Source organism: Streptomyces sp. NPDC055189 (assembly GCF_053606765.1).
Window position 1 is genome coordinate 216,892 of sequence record NZ_JBSGSG010000004.1, and the last position, 16,095, is coordinate 232,986.

At 70.4% G+C, this 16,095-nt stretch carries 13 protein-coding genes; 5 read left to right on the top strand and 8 right to left on the bottom strand.

The genetic code is table 11. The features are described from left to right. Window positions 1-94: 94 nt before the first annotated feature. Entirely contained in the window at window positions 95-1,087 is a 993-nt protein-coding gene (locus tag ACWFR3_RS05340) for a peptidoglycan-binding domain-containing protein (protein WP_453733206.1), read from the bottom strand. A 137-nt stretch (window positions 1,088-1,224) separates the two neighbouring features. On the opposite strand from ACWFR3_RS05340, the gene ACWFR3_RS05345 reads away from it, so the two are divergent. Then, window positions 1,225-3,294 (top strand): DHA2 family efflux MFS transporter permease subunit, encoded by a 2,070-nt coding sequence (locus ACWFR3_RS05345; protein WP_453733207.1) that lies wholly within the window; start codon window positions 1,225-1,227, stop codon window positions 3,292-3,294. 33 nt (window positions 3,295-3,327) lie between these two features. Here the strand turns inward: ACWFR3_RS05345 and ACWFR3_RS05350 are convergent, their stop codons facing one another. Genes ACWFR3_RS05350 through ACWFR3_RS05360 form a run of 3 tightly spaced genes read right to left on the bottom strand, consistent with a single transcriptional unit; the run spans window position 3,328 to window position 4,904 of the window. Beyond that, window positions 3,328-3,876, bottom strand: coding sequence for a GNAT family N-acetyltransferase (locus tag ACWFR3_RS05350; protein ID WP_453733208.1), 549 nt, complete (start codon window positions 3,874-3,876; stop codon window positions 3,328-3,330). A 5-nt stretch (window positions 3,877-3,881) separates the two neighbouring features. Next, window positions 3,882-4,520, bottom strand: coding sequence for a LysE family translocator (locus tag ACWFR3_RS05355; protein WP_453733209.1), 639 nt, complete (start codon window positions 4,518-4,520; stop codon window positions 3,882-3,884). Window positions 4,521-4,574: 54 nt separating this feature from the next. Then, window positions 4,575-4,904, bottom strand: a complete 330-nt coding sequence (locus tag ACWFR3_RS05360) for an antibiotic biosynthesis monooxygenase family protein (protein ID WP_453733210.1) — start codon at window positions 4,902-4,904, stop codon at window positions 4,575-4,577. 202 nt (window positions 4,905-5,106) lie between these two features. Between ACWFR3_RS05360 and ACWFR3_RS05365 the strand changes: the two genes are divergently transcribed. Continuing rightward, complete coding sequence (locus ACWFR3_RS05365) at window positions 5,107-5,499, top strand: hypothetical protein (RefSeq protein ID WP_453733211.1); 393 nt, start codon at window positions 5,107-5,109, stop codon at window positions 5,497-5,499. Between the two features lie 50 nt (window positions 5,500-5,549). Here the strand turns inward: ACWFR3_RS05365 and ACWFR3_RS05370 are convergent, their stop codons facing one another. Beyond that, window positions 5,550-6,218: an O-methyltransferase gene (locus ACWFR3_RS05370; RefSeq protein WP_453733212.1), complete on the bottom strand. Its 669-nt coding sequence runs from the start codon at window positions 6,216-6,218 to the stop codon at window positions 5,550-5,552. A 187-nt stretch (window positions 6,219-6,405) separates the two neighbouring features. On the opposite strand from ACWFR3_RS05370, the gene ACWFR3_RS05375 reads away from it, so the two are divergent. Then, window positions 6,406-7,518, top strand: coding sequence for a serpin family protein (locus tag ACWFR3_RS05375; protein ID WP_453733213.1), 1,113 nt, complete (start codon window positions 6,406-6,408; stop codon window positions 7,516-7,518). A 147-nt stretch (window positions 7,519-7,665) separates the two neighbouring features. On the opposite strand, the gene proP is transcribed toward ACWFR3_RS05375, so the two are convergent. Further along, complete coding sequence (gene proP, locus ACWFR3_RS05380) at window positions 7,666-9,039, bottom strand: glycine betaine/L-proline transporter ProP (protein ID WP_453733226.1); 1,374 nt, start codon at window positions 9,037-9,039, stop codon at window positions 7,666-7,668. 514 nt (window positions 9,040-9,553) lie between these two features. On the opposite strand from proP, the gene ACWFR3_RS05385 reads away from it, so the two are divergent. Next, complete coding sequence (locus ACWFR3_RS05385) at window positions 9,554-11,614, top strand: bifunctional glycosyltransferase 87/phosphatase PAP2 family protein (protein ID WP_453733214.1); 2,061 nt, start codon at window positions 9,554-9,556, stop codon at window positions 11,612-11,614. On the opposite strand, the gene ACWFR3_RS05390 is transcribed toward ACWFR3_RS05385, so the two are convergent. Both ACWFR3_RS05390 and ACWFR3_RS05395 read right to left on the bottom strand, forming a co-directional pair. Next, window positions 11,568-13,193 carry a hypothetical protein gene (locus ACWFR3_RS05390; protein ID WP_453733215.1) on the bottom strand — a complete coding sequence of 542 codons (1,626 nt, stop codon included), beginning with the start codon at window positions 13,191-13,193 and terminating at the stop codon, window positions 11,568-11,570. The two genes, ACWFR3_RS05385 and ACWFR3_RS05390, sit on opposite strands and share 47 nt — an antisense overlap. Before the next feature lie 191 nt (window positions 13,194-13,384). Next, window positions 13,385-14,629 (bottom strand): cytochrome P450, encoded by a 1,245-nt coding sequence (locus tag ACWFR3_RS05395; RefSeq protein ID WP_453733216.1) that lies wholly within the window; start codon window positions 14,627-14,629, stop codon window positions 13,385-13,387. Between the two features lie 262 nt (window positions 14,630-14,891). On the opposite strand from ACWFR3_RS05395, the gene ACWFR3_RS05400 reads away from it, so the two are divergent. After that, window positions 14,892-16,061 (top strand): steroid 3-ketoacyl-CoA thiolase, encoded by a 1,170-nt coding sequence (locus ACWFR3_RS05400; RefSeq protein WP_453733217.1) that lies wholly within the window; start codon window positions 14,892-14,894, stop codon window positions 16,059-16,061. The last annotated feature ends 34 nt before the right edge of the window (window positions 16,062-16,095 follow it).

A 16,095-nucleotide genomic window follows, 5' to 3' on the forward strand; every position in this document is an offset into this window, starting at 1 on the left:
CAGGCAGACTTCCGGGCGCCCGGCACCTTTGTGGTGCCGGGCGCCTTGCTGTGCGCAGGCGGCTACCGCTGATCGCAGTCGATCCGCTGGGCGGCTACCGCCCCGGCCGGTGCTGCCGCGGTTCCGACGTCTCCGCCTCCAGCGCCGCCCGCGTCTCCTCCCCGTAAACGCCCCGCTCGTCCTCCCGCGTACCGCGGGCGAACTGGTAGCGGGCCACCGCGTCCGTGACCCCGGCGTCGTAGGTGCCGTCGGTGTCGTCCATGTACAGGTACAGCTGCCGCAGGCGGTGCTGCAGCTCCTCGACCTCCGGGCCCCGGTCGCCCTGGCTCAGGACGGTGCCGGTCGGCGGTGCGTCCGACTTGGCCGATTCCGTGGCCCGTGCCGTCGACCGGCTCGGCGGCCGGGTGGGCCTCGCCTTGTCCGAGGCCGTACGAGACGGGGACGGGCTCGGGCTCGTCTCGGGCGACGTGGACGGGTCCGGGGACGGTGACGCGGGCGCGGAGGGCGGCGGCTGGGAAGCCGTGGCCGTTTCCGTGCCGGCGCCGGACGGGGCGTTCACCGCGCGCGTCGGCACCTCCGGCAGCGCCCGGTCGTGCCGCTGCGGCTTGTCGGGCGGCAACAGCACGGCGGCGAGCACCGCGACGGTGATGACGGCCACCGCGCCCACGCCCGCGTACAGGCCGATGCGGACGCGCCGCGGCTCCGGTTCCTCGTCGTACGGCAGAGAGGGCGGGGCCAGACGGGGGTCGTCGCCCCGCGGTGCGCCGCCCGCCGCGAAAAGCCCCACATCCGCCGACCGCGGCGGCGCCGCCGTCTCCGGCGGGAGGACGTGGGCGGCGGCCGCCAAGGGCTCGGGCGCCGTCTCGTCCCCGGGACCGGGCTCAGGCAGTGTCACGTACGGACGTATGCGCAGCGGATCGAAGTCCTCCGCCGCGGCGGCATCCGCCGATCTCGCTTCCCGTGCCGCGTCCGCGGCCCGCTCCGTACAACCGCAGGCCGGCGCGCTGCCCCGCTCGCGCGAAGTGCCGCACTCGGGACATTGCGGGCCGTCCTCGGCGCCGCCCGGACGTGTTTCGTCGCTGCTCACTCTTTCGTACCCCACCCCTAGAGAACTCCAGCGATTATGCAGATCCCGGCTTCAACAGGCCATAACGGGTCTCACGGACCAGGATGGAAGGAGAGGCCCTCGCAGGACACGCAGGCGCCCTCAGGAGGTGTGTGTCCATGGCACAGGACGTCAGCGCCCGCCCCGTGGAACCGGAGCCGGACCCCGTCCCCCGGCCACCGGACGGGCACGCGCACGGCGGCGTACTGGTCTCCATCGGCGCGCTGCTGCTCGGCATGCTGCTCGCCGCCCTCGACCAGACCATCGTCTCGACCGCTCTTCCCACCATCGTCAGCGAACTCGGCGGCATGGAGCACCTGTCCTGGGTCGTCACCGCGTATCTGCTCGCCGCGACGGCGGCGACGCCGCTCTGGGGCAAGCTCGGCGACCAGTACGGCCGCAAGAAGCTGTTCCAGCTGGCCATCGTGATCTTCCTGATCAGCTCGGCCCTGTGCGGCATGGCGCAGAACATGCCGCAGCTCATCGGCTTCCGCGCGCTCCAGGGAATCGGCGGCGGCGGACTCATGGTCCTGTCGATGGCGATCGTCGGCGACATCGTCTCGCCCCGCGAGCGAGGCAAGTACCAGGGCCTGTTCGGTGCGGTCTTCGGTGCCACCAGCGTCCTTGGACCCCTGCTCGGCGGCCTGTTCACCGAGCACCTCAGCTGGCGCTGGGTCTTCTACGTCAACCTGCCCATCGGCGTCGTCGCGCTCGTCGTCATCGCCGCCGCCCTGCACATCCCGGTGCGCTCGACGAAGCACACCATCGACTACCTCGGCACCTTCCTGATCGCGGCCGTCGCCACCTGCCTCGTCCTCGTCGCCTCGCTCGGCGGCACCACCTGGGACTGGGCATCGCCGCAGATCATCGGCCTCGCGGTGCTCGGCGTCGTGCTCGCCGCGGCCTTCGTCTCCATCGAGCGCAGGGCGGCCGAACCGGTCATTCCGCTGAAGCTCTTCCGGGTCAGGACGTTCACGCTCTCCGCGATCATCAGCTTCGTGGTCGGCTTCGCGATGTTCGGCGCGATGACCTACCTGCCGACGTTCCTCCAGGTCGTCCAGGGCGTCTCGCCCACGATGTCGGGCGTGCACATGCTGCCGATGGTGATCGGCATGCTGATCTCGTCGACCGCGTCCGGCCAGATCGTCAGCCGTACGGGCCGCTGGAAGGTCTTCCCGGTCGCGGGCACCGGCATCACGGCGCTCGGCCTGCTCCTGCTCCACCAGCTGAACGAGAACAGCGGCACGGGCGAGATGAGCGCCTACTTCTTCGTCTTCGGCTTCGGGCTCGGCCTGGTCATGCAGGTCTTGGTGCTCATCGTGCAGAACGCGGTCCCGTACGGGGATCTGGGCGTCGCCACGTCCGGCGCGACGTTCTTCCGCTCCATCGGCGCCTCCTTCGGAGTCGCCATCTTCGGCACGATATTCGCCAACCGGCTCGTCACCAAGCTCTCCGACGCCGTCGCGGGCCAGGCGCTGCCGCCCGGGGTCAGCGCGGACTCCCTCAAGGCCGACCCGCGTGGCATCGCCGAACTCCCGGCGTCGCTGCGCCCCGGCGTCCTGCACGCCTACGCCTCGGCCATCACGGACGTCTTCCTGTACGCGGTGCCCGCGGCCCTGGTGGCCTTCGTCCTCGCCTGGTTCCTGCGCGAGGACAAGCTGCGCCGCTCGGTCACGGCGCCCGACACCACACAGACGCTCGCCAGCAACCCCGTCGAGCGCTCCTCGTACGACGAGGTGGCCAGGGCCCTGTCCGCCCTCGGCACACGGGAGGGCCGCCGCGAGATCTACGTGCGCATCACGGAGCGCGCGGGCCTGGACCTGCTGCCCGCCGCGAGCTGGCTCCTGCTGCGCATCAGCCGCCACGGCCACGTCGAACCGGCGACGCTCGCCGACCGCAGCACCGTGCCGCTCTCGGTGATCACGGCGGCCTCCCGCCAGGTCGAGGAGCGCCGTCTCGGCCGCCGCGAGGGCATGGGCCTGATCCTGACCGACGAGGGGCGGACGGCGGTGGCGGCCCTGTCCAAGGCCCGCGAGGAGTCCCTCGCCGAGCTGCTCGGCGACTGGTGGGGCCCCGACCGGCCCACCGACCTGGTCAAGCTCGTCGAGGAACTCGGCGCCGAGATGTGCGGCTCGGACGCCGAACGGCCGCACGACGGCAGGCCGGTCCAGCGTGGCCTCGCGGCATGAGCGGCGCCGCGAGGCCGCCCCGTTCCGGTGGCCTCAACCGGCTGACGGGGCCAGCTTCTTGACGTACCAGCACTCGGCGTACATCCGCTCGGTGAGCGGTTCGCTCTCCTCGTATCCGTGCCGGGCGTAGAGCGCCCTGGCCTCGACGAGATCGAGGCGGGTGTCGAGCATGATCTGCTCCGCGCCGAGTGCGCGGGCCGCGTCCTCGGCGGCGGCGAGGAGGAGCGCGGCGCCGCCACGGCCGCGCATGTCCTCGCGGAGGAAGACGCGCTTGAGCTCGGCGGTACGGACACCCTTCATGTCGCCCATGAGCCGCACCCCGGCCGTCCCCGCGGGCTCACCGCCGTACCGGGCGACAAGGAGTGTGCCGGTGGGCGGACGGAGGTCGTCGCCCGTCTCCGCCGCGATCTCGCGCTCCAGCTCTTCGGGTGCGGTCCTGCGCCCCTCATGGAGGAGGTAGTACCGGTCGCTGACCTCCGTGTAGTACGTGCGCCAGAGCGCCGCGGCGACGGGGGAGCCGACCTCTTCCGGGGTCACTGCCCAGGAGGCGGGGTTCGCGGTACGGGCATCGGTGGAAGTCATTGCGGTCACTCCTTGCGCCCGGTCGCGGCGATACTCACGCCGAGGCCGATCATGGTGAGGCCGCCGACCCCGCCGATCATCGAGAGCCGCCGCGGCGAGTGCGCGAACCAGCCGCGCGCGGTGGCCGCGGCCAGGCCCCACACGCTGTCGGACGCCACGGCGATGGCGTTGAAGACGAGCCCCAGCACCAGCATCTGCAGCCAGACGTGCCCCTGCTCGCGATCGACGAACTGCGGCAGTACGGCGGCGAAGAAGACGATGGTCTTGGGGTTGGCCACACCGACCGCGAACCCTTCCCACAACGTACGCAGGCCGCTGTGCACGGGGCCGTCACCGGTGAACGCGGCGTGCAGCGACTTGCGTTGGCGCACCGCTTTGATCCCCAGATATACGAGGTAGGCGGCGCCGAGCAGTTTGAGCGCCGTGAAGACGGCGACCGAGCGCTCCACGACGGACCCGACGCCGAGCGCGACGGCCACGACGAGCACGTACGCGCCGATCGTGTTCCCCACCACCGTGGTCAGCGCGGCACGGCGCCCCTGCGCCAGCGCCCGTCCGACCACGAACAGGACGCTGGGCCCGGGGATCACGATCAGCAGGAAGGACATCGCCGCGAAGGCGAGTATCCGGTCTGTGGACATCATGAGGCCCATCGCACCACGGCGGAGAGGCGCGCCGGTATCGGTTTTTCCCGGCCGCTACTGCCCCTTGGGCGAGGCCTGCTGGACGACCTCGAACGACCACACCGCGGCGCTGCTCGACGCGGGCTTGGGCCGCTCACCGCCGGCCGCGCCGCCGCCCTGGTGCGCCGACTTCATGGGGCCCTCCATCCACGCCTTGAAGGACTCCTCGTCACGCCACCGCGTGTAGACCAGGTAGTCGTCGGTCCCTTCGATGGGGCGCAGCAGCTCGAACCACTCGAAGCCGTCCGAGTTCTCCACGGCGCCCGCGCGGGACGCGAAGCGCTTCTCCAGGACCTCTCGCTGCTCGGCCGGCACGGTCAGGACGTTGATTTTCACGATGCTCATCCGCCCATCCTCGCGCATGTGTCCGACAGACTCAGTCCGGGTCAGTCCGGGTCGGTCCGTGTCAGCCTGTGGTTCCGGGGGCGGTGCTTTCGTGCGGGGGGCGTCTTAGGATGCGGCGGCGCGGTGCGGCGCGGTGCGGAGCGGCTGGAAGCGGGCTCCGGGGGCTCGCGTCCGGTTGGTCGAGAGTGGGGGGGAGACGTACGTGCTGGAGTTGACCATGGCCTCTATGACCGGGGCGGACGAGGGGGCGACCGCGGGCATGCTCATGGCTGACGCGCCGAGCGCACCGGGTGCCGTGCTGCGGGTGGGGCGTGATCGTGGGGTGTGCCGTCTGGTGCCGCCGGACGACTGGCTGTTCGTGTCGCGTACGCATCTGGAGTTCCGCTGCGGGACCGACGGGGCCTGGACCGTCACCTGGCTGCGCGGATCGCACGCCGAGCCCGCGTCTCAGGTGCGCCTCACGGTGAGCGGGGTGGCGGCGCCTCTTGAGTACGGCGGGACCGCGCCGCTGCCACGGGGCGGGACCGGCGAGGTCGTCATCCAGGACCGGGCCGGGCCGCGCAGCGTGAACGTCGGTTTCTATCACGAGGGTTGAGGGGGGGGTAGGGCAGAGAGGGGTTGAGGCTGCCCGGCCGGTTCGGGTGCTCAGTCCAGTACGCGGGCCAGGGCCAGGCCGTCGTAGCCCTTCGTGCCCACCGTCTGCAGCGCCGTGCCGGTCAGCTTGGGGTGCCGGGCGATGAGTTCGAGCGCCTTGCGCGTGCCCTGTACGCCGGGGTCGGTGCTGTCGGCGTCGGCCACACCGCCGTTACGTACGACGTTGTCGACGATGATGAGGCTGCCGGGGCGGGTGAGCTTGAGCGACCACTCCACGTAGTGCGGGTTGTTGGCCTTGTCCGCGTCGATGAAGACCAGGTCGAAGGGGCCCGCGTCCTCGGCCACGAGCGCGGCGAGCGAGTCGAGGGCCGGGCCGACCCGCACCTCGGTGAGCTTGTCGAGGCCGGCGCGGGCGAGGTTGCCGCGGGCCACGTCGGCGTGGACCGGGGAGTACTCCAGGGTGATCAAGTGGCCGTCCGCCGGCAGGGCGCGGGCCAGCCAGATGGTGCTGTAGCCGCCGAGCGTGCCGATCTCCAGGATGCGGTGCGCACCCTGGATCTGAGCGAGGAGCTGGAGCAGCTTGCCCTGGTTCGGCGCGACGCTGATCTGCGGCAGACCGGCGGCGTCGCTGTCGTGCAGGGCCGCGGTCAGCGCCTCGTCGGCGGGGGCGAGCAGGTCGGTGAAGTAGGTGTCCACCGCGGTCCATTGCTGCTGGGTCATGTGGGCCTTTCGGTTTCCGGTCCCGGTTTCCGCTTCCGGCTTCCGCTTTCCGGGTTTCGCTTTCCGGGTTTCGTTAGGTTCGCTAACGATGTTAGTTGCGTGAGGGTCGATTGTCAGTGGGGACTCGCATACTGAAGTCGTCGAGCTGTATTGGCGGGACGAGTGCAGTGGACTGCGGGGGGTTGAGATGACGTACGGGACCGAGCAGGTGTTGCCGGCGGTGGCGATCCGGGGGCTCGCGGATCGATGGCTGCCGCTGATGGCCGGGGGGCGGGGGAGCGAGGGCGGGGTTCCGGGGGACTTCGTGTGCTCGCCCGCCGGGTTGTGGCTCGCGCTGGCAGCGGTCGCGGTGGGTGCGCGGGAGGAGACCGCCGGGGAGCTGCGGGAGTTGCTCGGCGTCGCGGGGGAGGACGCCGCCGGTGTGGTCACGGAGGCCGCGGGGGCGTTGGCCGGTACGGACGCGGTGGCTGTCGCCACCCGGGTGTGGAGCCGGGTTCCGGTGTACCGCGCCTATCGCGAAGCGCTGCCGGACGTGGGGTTCGGGCCGATGGACCCGGGCGATGTCGACGCTTGGGTGCGGGAGGCGACGGGCGGGCTGATCGAGCGGCTGCCGGTGGTCATCACGCCGGATGTGCTGTTGGTGCTCGTCAATGCGCTGGCCCTCAAAGCGCGTTGGGAGATTCCCTTTGAGGGGGCGGGCACGCGTGACCAGGACTTCACCGACGCGCTCGGCGTGCGGCACCGGGTGCCCACGATGCATCGGCCCGTTCCGCTGAACTGTGCGTGGACGGTGGGCGGGGCGAGCGTCGTGGAGCTGAAGTGCCGGGCGGAGGGCGGGCGGGCGCCTGCGCGGGTGCGGTTCGTCCTCGGTGAGCCGGGGGCGGGGGCCGCGGAGGTGCTGCCGCTCGCCTGGGCTCCGGAGGGGCGGTGGACCGGGATCGACGCCGAGCAGATCAATATGGCGGTGCCGCGGATGTCGTTGCGGACGCGGGTCGACGCTTCGGAGCAGTTGGCCGCGCTGGGGGTGCGGTGGGCCTTCTCCGAGGGGGCCGACTTCTCCGGGATGTCGCCGGAGCGGCTTGCGATATCGCAGGTCGTGCAGGAGGCGGTGGTGCGGGTTGCCGAGGAGGGGGTTGAGGGGGCGGCGGTCACTGCCGTGCCCATGGCGCCGGGCGGTGCGTTTGTTCCTCGGCGGATCGAGTGGCTTGCCTTCAACCGGCCGTTCGGGGTTGTGGTGCTTGACGGGGCGGGGGAGGTGCCTTTGTTTGTCGGGTGGCAGGCGGGGGTGCCGGTGGGGTAGGGGGGGGCTTTTCCCCAACCCCGCCCCTTCCCGAAAACTCGCTCGGCGCGAGGGCCTTGGTCTTGGCGGGCGTCATCACCGGCTTCGCCGAGTTCGTCCTCAAACTCCCCCAAGCTCTTAAAGAGCAGGGGGGACCCCCATGACGGGCTACTTCTCCACCGCCGGCAGCGATCCCGGCAGCGGACGTCCCGCGCTCTCCCTCATGAACCACACCGCGATGCCGCCCACCACGGCCGCCGCCATCATGTAGTACGCGGGCATCATCATGTTGCCGGTCGCCCCGATCAGTGCCGTCACGACCAGCGGTGTCGTGCCTCCGAAGATCGATACGGAGATGTTGAAGCCGATGGAGAGCGAGCCGTAGCGGACCTTCGTGGGGAACAGGGCCGGGAGCGTCGACGGCATCGAAGCCGTGAAGCAGACCAGGAGCAGGCCCAGTGCCGCCATGCCGAGGCCGATCGCCCAGAGCGAGCCCTGGCGGATCAGGAGCAGGGCCGGGACCGAGAGGAGCAGGAAGCCCGCGCAGCCCGCGGCGATCACCGGGCGGCGGCCCACGCGGTCGGTCAGCGCGCCCGCGAACGGCTGGACGCACATCATCAGCGCCATCACGGCGAGCACGACCAGGAGCCCGTGCGTCTCGTCGTACTTCAGCTCGCTCGTCAGATAGCTCGGCATGTACGAAAGGAGCATGTAGTCCGTGACGTTGAAGACCAGGACCAGGCCCATGCACAGGAGCAGCGACTTCCACTGACCCGTGACCATCTCGCGCAGGCGCACCTTCGGGCGGGACTGCTCGTTCTTGTGGGCCTTGGTGAGCTCCGCCGCGAAGGCGGGGGTCTCTTCCAGCTTCATCCGCAGGTACAGGCCGATCAGGCCCATCGGACCCGCGATCAGGAAGGGGATGCGCCAGCCCCAGGTGAGGAGGTCCTCGGTGGAGAGGAGGGCCGTCATCAGGGTCACGAGGCCCGCGCCGCCGATGTAACCGGCGAGGGTGCCGAACTCCAGCCAGCTGCCGAGGAAGCCGCGCTTCTTGTCGGGGGCGTACTCGGCGATGAAGGTGGACGCGCCCGCGTACTCGCCGCCGGTCGAGAAGCCCTGCACCAGGCGGGCGATCAGCAGGAGGATCGGGGCGCCCACGCCGATGGACGCGTAGGAGGGGATGAGGCCGATCGCGAAGGTGCCCGCCGCCATCATGATCATGGTGAGCGCGAGGATCTTCTGGCGGCCGATGCGGTCGCCGAGCGGGCCGAAGACCATGCCGCCGAGCGGGCGGATCAGGAAGGCCGCGGCGAAGGCGCCGAAGGTGGAGAGAAGCTGGGCCGTCGGGTTGCCCGACGGGAAGAAGACCTTGCCGAGCGTCACGGCGATGTAGCTGTAGACGCCGAAGTCGAACCACTCCATCGCGTTGCCGAGCGCGGCCGCCTTCACCGCCCGCTTGACCATCGCCGGGTCGACGACGGTGACGTCCGCCGAGGTGGGCGCGGACGGAGGGGCCTGGGTCTGCGGGGCTACGGGTGCGATGGCTGCGGCTGCCGGCAAGGGTTCGCTCGCCTGCCTCTCGGTTGACGACAAGGACAGAGCCGCCCAGCAGGGGGCGGCTCGAAAACGACCATAGGTGTAGACGGCACCATTACGTTGGGTGTCCGGTCGACCGCATACCGCCGGGAATGTGCCGCTATCCAGGGCGAATGGTTCCGCTTGTGAAGGCGGCGACAGGGCGCCTTTGTGATCTATGTCGCCCTTCGTGCAAGGAACCGCGCCCAGCGGCCGACAGGCGTCTCATGGAGGGGAAGTGGGCACTCGGTGGAGATCCGGCGGGCTGCCCGGACGAAACAGTCAGTTGGGAAATCTGTGCGAAAGCCGGTAGAAAGCGGTGATGGCTGACAGGTGAAATGGGGGTTGCGTGCGTCTCACCTGAGGGCGCGAGCCTCTCGGAGCCGACCGCCGGCCTCCGGAGCCGACAGAGAACTCTCGGCGCCGGCCGGACGTTGGGACCGGGCAGAGATGAAGAATGGGGCGGGAGGGCCGACGACGCGTGGCGAATGTTGAGCACGGGGGACCGGGAAATGCCTTCGGGGCGGGAACGCCAGGTGCACCGAATGCGCGGATCGGGGCGGCCCGTGCCGCCCTCTGGCTGATCGCCGCCGTACTGGCGCTGCGGCAGCTGATCGTCGTCCTGCGTACACCGGAAGGGGACCGGCTCACCGATCTGGAGACCTGGATCGGCCCCGACGGGGTCCTCCATGTGAACGGCTCCTTCTACGACACCGACAAGTTCACCGGCACTCCCTTCGCCGGACTCGTGCTCAAACCGTTCTCCCGCGCCGCCGAGCAGGCGCTCGGCTGGGGCTGGACGTTCGGCACGCTGGCCCTGGTCGTCGTCCTCGGCCTCGTCGCGGCCCGCGCGCTGCCGCAGCCCGTGGCCCGGCGCACGTCACTGCTCGCGGCGCCCGTCGCGATCTGCCTCCTGATGCTGTCGCTCCCGGTGCGCAACACCCTGTACCTGGGCCAGACCAGCATCATTCCCGTACTGCTCGTCCTGCTCGGATGCTTCGCGGTCCGCGGGGAGCGCGCCAGCGGCATCCTCATCGGCATCGGGGCCGCACTCCAGCCCACCGTGCTGCTCTTCGCCGCCCTCTTCTGGTTCACCGGCCGCAGACGCGCCTCGCTCTCCACCGGTGCCACCTTCCTCGCCTGCACCGCCCTGGCCTGGGCCTCGATGCCGCACGACTCGTGGACGTACTGGGTGCACCACCTGGCCGGTGCGGGCCTCGGCGCGAATCCGGGCGGTCTCGCCAACCAGTCGCTGCACGGCGCCCTGCTGCGGCTCGGCCTCGAAGGGCCGCTGGAAATCGGCCTCTTCGTCGCCATCGGCCTGGCCGTCATCGGGCTCGGCCTGCGCCGCGCCGTCCGCTACGCCAAGGACGGACAGCTCCTGCTGGCCGTCGCGATCACCGGCTGCGTCGCGGTCGCGGTGTCCCCGACGACCTGGCAGCACCAGCTCCTGTGGGTGCTGCTCGCGGTGGTCGGCCGGGTCGGCAAGAAGCAGTCCGACCGGTACATGTGGCCGGTGGCCGTCGTCCTCGTGTCGACGCTGCCCGCCAAGATGATGCTGCCGAACATGCCGGTCGTGGAGCCGGTCCGCGACAACATCGTGCTGATCGCCGCCCTCGCCGCGGCCACCGTCGTACCGTTCCTGTCCCGTACGGCGCCGCAGTACCAAACGCCCGTCCCCACCGACTACGCGCGACCCGCCCCCGCGCGCTGGAGCTGGGTGCCGCTGCTCCCGTTCTGGCGCCGCGTGACCACCCGGCCGAACCTCCTGCTCGAACTGCTCCTGATCCGCGTCGGCTACTCCGCCTACCAGCAGGCGCGGCTCGCGGCGACGGGCGGCACCAACTCGGGCGGCCGGGCCACCGCAGAACACCACGGCGAGCAGATCCATTCGATCGAGCAGTTCCTGCACATCGACATCGAGCACTGGGTCAACCACGCCGTGGTGAAGGTCAGTTGGCTCGAGGAGTTCTTCAACTTCTACTACACGTCGTTCCACTTCGTGGTGCCGCTGACCGTCCTCGGCGTGCTCTACGCCCGGCGCCCCGCCGACTACCGCTGGGCACGCTCCGCACTCGGCTTCGCGACGATCCTCGCGCTCGTCGGATTCTGGCTCTACCCGCTCGCCCCGCCGCGCCTGATGCCCGACCTGGGCTTCATCGACACGGTCCACGGCGTGCAGGACTTCACCAAGCCGGAGTACGGCACACTGACCGCGCTCACCAACCAGTACGCGGCGATGCCCTCGCTGCACTTCGGCTGGTCGCTGTGGTGCGGTGTGGTGATCCTGGTCCTCGCCCCGAAGTGGTGGATGAAGGCACTCGGCCTGCTGCACCCGCTGTTCACGGTCTCCGCGATCGTCGCCACCGGAAACCACTGGATCCTGGACGCGGTGGGCGGCGCGACCGTGGTCGGCGCGGGCTTCGGCCTCGGCTACCTCCTGGCCGGGCCCCGCGTCCGCAGCACCCTGAAGGTGGCCACGGGCGCGGAGCCGGTCATCGACATGTCGAAGGACCCGGCGAAGGACCGTACCCCGAGCTGATCTCGTACGTCCCCGGCGCGGAGGCCGTGAGCAGGGTGAAGTCGCCGTGCCGCTTCAGGCAGGCTCCCTCCGCCCGGAGCCACGGCGAGTACACCAGGCGCAGCGTCACCGGCTCGCGGGTGGGGACGCGGACCACCATGGCCGAACCGGTGGAGCGGATGACGGACGCGGGCTTCGACACCATCGGCACCGCGTCCTGCACCCGGAAAACCCGCCAGTTCGCGTCCCGCCACACCGGCTCCAGCCACTTGGGCCCGCTGGCGACAAGCGCGGCCTCGTCCTCGGCGAACCCGTCCGGCTTGCCCGACGGCAGGACCACATACCCGACCGCCCACTTGTCCAGCCACGCGCGGTAGGTGGCGGCCGAGAAGGTCCCGTCGTAGAAGAGGCGGCCACGCTCGATGTCGAGCTGCCGGTTCCAGCCGCGCGCCATGTTCACGTACGGGGCGAGCGCCGTCGCCTCGCGGTGATTGCGGGCCGGCACCACTTCCACGCGCCCCCGGTCGGCGCCGAGCCGCTCCAGCTCCTGCACCACACCCTGTGTGTCGGCCGCCCACTCCGGCACGGTCGTCGACACCGTCAGGTCGTCCGCCGTCTTCTGCCCCACCCAGGCCGAGGAGAGGACGAGCGCGACGATGAGCACGATGCGGCGTGCGCGGGTCAGTGCGGGGATCAGGAGCGCGCCGAGCAGCGCGGTGGGTGCGAGCAGCTCGGCGAGGCGCTCCACGTTCGTGCCGATCGGGGACGGGATGAGATACGTCAGGACCGTCCCCGCCGCGTACACGGCGGCTCCCCACCGCAGCACCCGCCACTCGCGCGGCGCGGCCACGATGAGCGCGAGGCTGAAAAGGACGGGCGGGAAGATCCGGTCGAACGGCATCAACTGCTCGCCGTTGAAGGGGAAGAGCACGGTCGTCGCCCCCACGACCACCACCGGCGGCACGACGAGCGCCGCCGCCCGCCCCCAGTCCCGTACGAGGAAATAGGCGGCGCCCGCCACCACGAGGAACAGGCCCGCCACCGGACTGGACATGGTGGCCAGGGCCGCGCACACCACGGCGGCCCCGATGCGCCGGTCCCGCACGAGCACCAGGCACGCGGCGAACCCGAAGGCGATGCCGAGGGCGAACGTGGTGCGCCCCGATGCGACGTTGCACCACACGGCGAGCGAGGCGAGCACCGCGGGCCACAGCGGGCGCCGCAGCCCGGTCCGCTCGACGAGGGCCGCGACCAGCCAGGCACCCGCGACGCCCGACAGCACCGTCACCGTCTTCACGCCCAGGGCGGCCATCAAGTAGGGCGAGATCAGGCTGTAGTTGGCGGTGTGCATGCCGCCGTACCAGAACAGGCCGTACGCGGATGCCCCGTGCTCGGAGGCGAAGCGCGCCCAGGCCTCCTGCGCCGCCAGGTCGCCGCCGCCGGTGGCGAGGAACGCCGCCCACACCGCGTACAGCGGAAGTGTGGGCAGCGTGGCGATGAGCGGGATCCGGTGGCGTCGGCAGAAGGCGCGGAGTGAGGTCTTCCGGTCCGACGGCGTGCTGCTGCCCGATGGAGCGAGGGGGAGACCTGCAAAGACCACGGCAACCGTTTCCGTTCGAAGTCTTGGAGAGGCAACGTTTGCTTCTCAAGACGCGTGACGCAACGGAAACGTTGGCTCCGGACCGGACCTGGCCGGATATGCCACCTGGATGGCGGCCAAGTGCGGTCGGGTGCCGGGGGGAAGGCAGGGGCGGGGCGTAGGGGTGAAGCCCCTGCCTCCCCGGCAGCAGGTCAGCCCGTGTTGACCTGCAGTTCCTTGACACCGTTCAGCCAGGCCGAGCGGAGCCTGCGGGGGTCGGAGACCAGGCGCAGATCGGGCAGCGCGTCGGCGACGGCGTTGAAGATGAGGTTGATCTCCAGGACCGCGAGCGACTTGCCGAGGCAGAAGTGCGGGCCTCCGCCGCCGAATCCGAGGTGCGGGTTCGGGTCGCGGGTGATGTCGAACTTCTCCGGCTCCTCGAAGACTTCCGGGTCGTTGTTGGCCGAGGAGTAGAAGATCCCGACGCGGTCGCCCTTCTTGATCGTCACGTCCCCGATCTCGGTGTCCTGCGTCGCGGTGCGCTGGAAGGAGACGACGGGGGTCGCCCAGCGCACGATCTCCTCGGCGGTGGTCTGAGGCCGCTCGCGCTTGAAGAGCTCCCACTGCTCGGGGTGGGTGAGGAAGGCGTGCATGCCGTGGGTGATGGCGTTGCGGGTCGTCTCGTTGCCGGCCACGGCGAGCAGGATGACGAAGAAGCCGAACTCGTCGGAGGAGAGGTTGCCCTCGTCCTCGGCGGCCACCAGCTGGCTGACGATGTCCTTGGCCGGGCACTCCTTGCGGGCGGCGGCGAGGTTCATCGCGTACGAGACGATCTCCATGGCCGCCTCGGCGCCGACCTCCTCGGTGATCGCGTACTCCGGATCGTCGTAGGCCGCCATCTTGTTGGACCAGTCGAAGATCTTCGTCCGGTCGTCCTGGGGCACGCCGATGAGCTCGGCGATGGCCTGGAGGGGAAGCTCGACGGCGACGTTCGTGACGAAGTCGAACGAGCCGTCGGCCTTGGCGTTCGCCAGGGCCGACTCGACGATGGAGGCCGCACGCTCGCGCAGGGCGTCTTCGAGCGAACGTATGGCGCGGGGCGTGAAGCCGCGCTGCACGATCTGGCGGACCCGGGTGTGCTCGGGCGGGTCCATGTTCAACATGATCATCTTCTGGACCTCGATCTGGTCCCGGCTGATCGTCTCGTTGAAGCGGATGACCGCGGTGTTGAGGTTGGAGGAGAACAACTCCGGGTGCGTGGAGACGTACTTGACGTCCGCGTGCCGCGTGACGGCCCAGTAGCCCGCGTCGTCGAAGCCGGAGATGCGCGGCGGCTGGGCGATCCAGCGCACCGGTTCCGTCTGCCGCAGCTGGGCGAACTCCGGCAGGGGTACGCGCTCTTGGAGCAGGTCGGGGTCGGTGAAGTCGAACCCGTCGGGCAGCGCTGGACAGGGCATCGGCAACTCCAGGAGCTCGGTCGGGCAGCGTCACTTTTCTTCTGACGGTCCATCAGGAGATGTCCCGCAAGGTAGTAACGGGTTCTACAAGTGGCAAGGCCCGGGGCGGGCCGTCTTTCGTGCAGGTACTGCGCAAGGTGCATGCAAGCCCCTTGCGGTGCCGGGCTCCGGCTCAGCAGACTGCATGCAGAACTAGAACGCGTACTAGTTCTCTTCGGGAGTGCCGGGACACCCCCGAAGGATGTGGATGGAGAGGACGCCCATGGCCGCGGAACCTGTCATCGTCGAAGCCGTACGCACCCCCATAGGTAAGCGCGGCGGCGCGCTCGCCAATCTCCACCCCGCCTATCTGCTCGGCGAGACCTACCGGGAGCTCCTCGGTCGCACGGGCATCCACGCCGACTGCGTCGAGCAGATCGTCGGCGGCACGGTCACGCACGCCGGCGAACAGTCCATGAACCCGGCGCGCACGGCCTGGCTCACGATGGGCCTTCCGTACGAGACCGCGGCCACCACCGTGGACTGTCAGTGCGGCTCGTCCCAGCAGGCGAGCCACATGGTCGCGAACATGGTCGCCGCCGGTGTCATCGACGTGGGCATCAGCTGCGGTGTCGAGGCGATGTCACGGGTGCCGCTGGGCTCCGGCTCCAAGCACGGGCCCGGCAAGCCGTTCCCCGAGGAGTGGAACGTAGACCTGCCCAACCAGTTCGAGGCGGCCGAGCGCATCGCCCGCAACCGGGGCCTCACCAGGGAGAACGTCGACTCGCTCGGCCTCATCTCGCAGGAGCGCGCGGCCACCGCCTGGGCCGAGGAGCGCTTCAAACGCGAGACCTTCGCCGTCCAGGTGCCCACCACCGAGGAGGAGCAGGCCGCAGGGCAGGGCATGTGGCGGCTCGTCGACCGGGACGAGGGGCTGCGGGACACGACGATGGAGGGCCTGGAGCGCCTCAAGCCGGTGATGCCGACCGCCGTGCACACCGCGGGCAACTCCTCGCAGATCTCGGACGGCGCCGCGGCGATCATGTGGGCGTCGAAGCGGATGGCGCGGGCCCTGAAGCTGAAGCCGCGCGCGCGGATCGTGGCGCAGGCGCTGGTGGGGGCCGACCCGCACTTCCACCTGGACGGGCCGATCGACGCGACGCGGGCGGTCCTGGGCAAGGCCGGGATGTCCCTGAAGGACATCGACCTCGTGGAGATCAACGAGGCGTTCGCCTCGGTGGTCCTGAGCTGGGCGCAGGTCTTCGAGCAGGACCTGGAGAAGGTGAACGTGAACGGCGGCGCGATCGCGATCGGCCACCCGGTCGGGGCGACGGGGGCGCGCCTTGTCGCCACCGCCCTGCACGAGCTGGAGCGCCGCGACAAGGAGTTCGCGCTGATCACGATGTGCGCGGGCGGGGCGGTGGCCACGGGGACGATCATTCAGCGGCTGTAGGAAAGCCGAAAACGCCGGACGGGCTGGGATATCC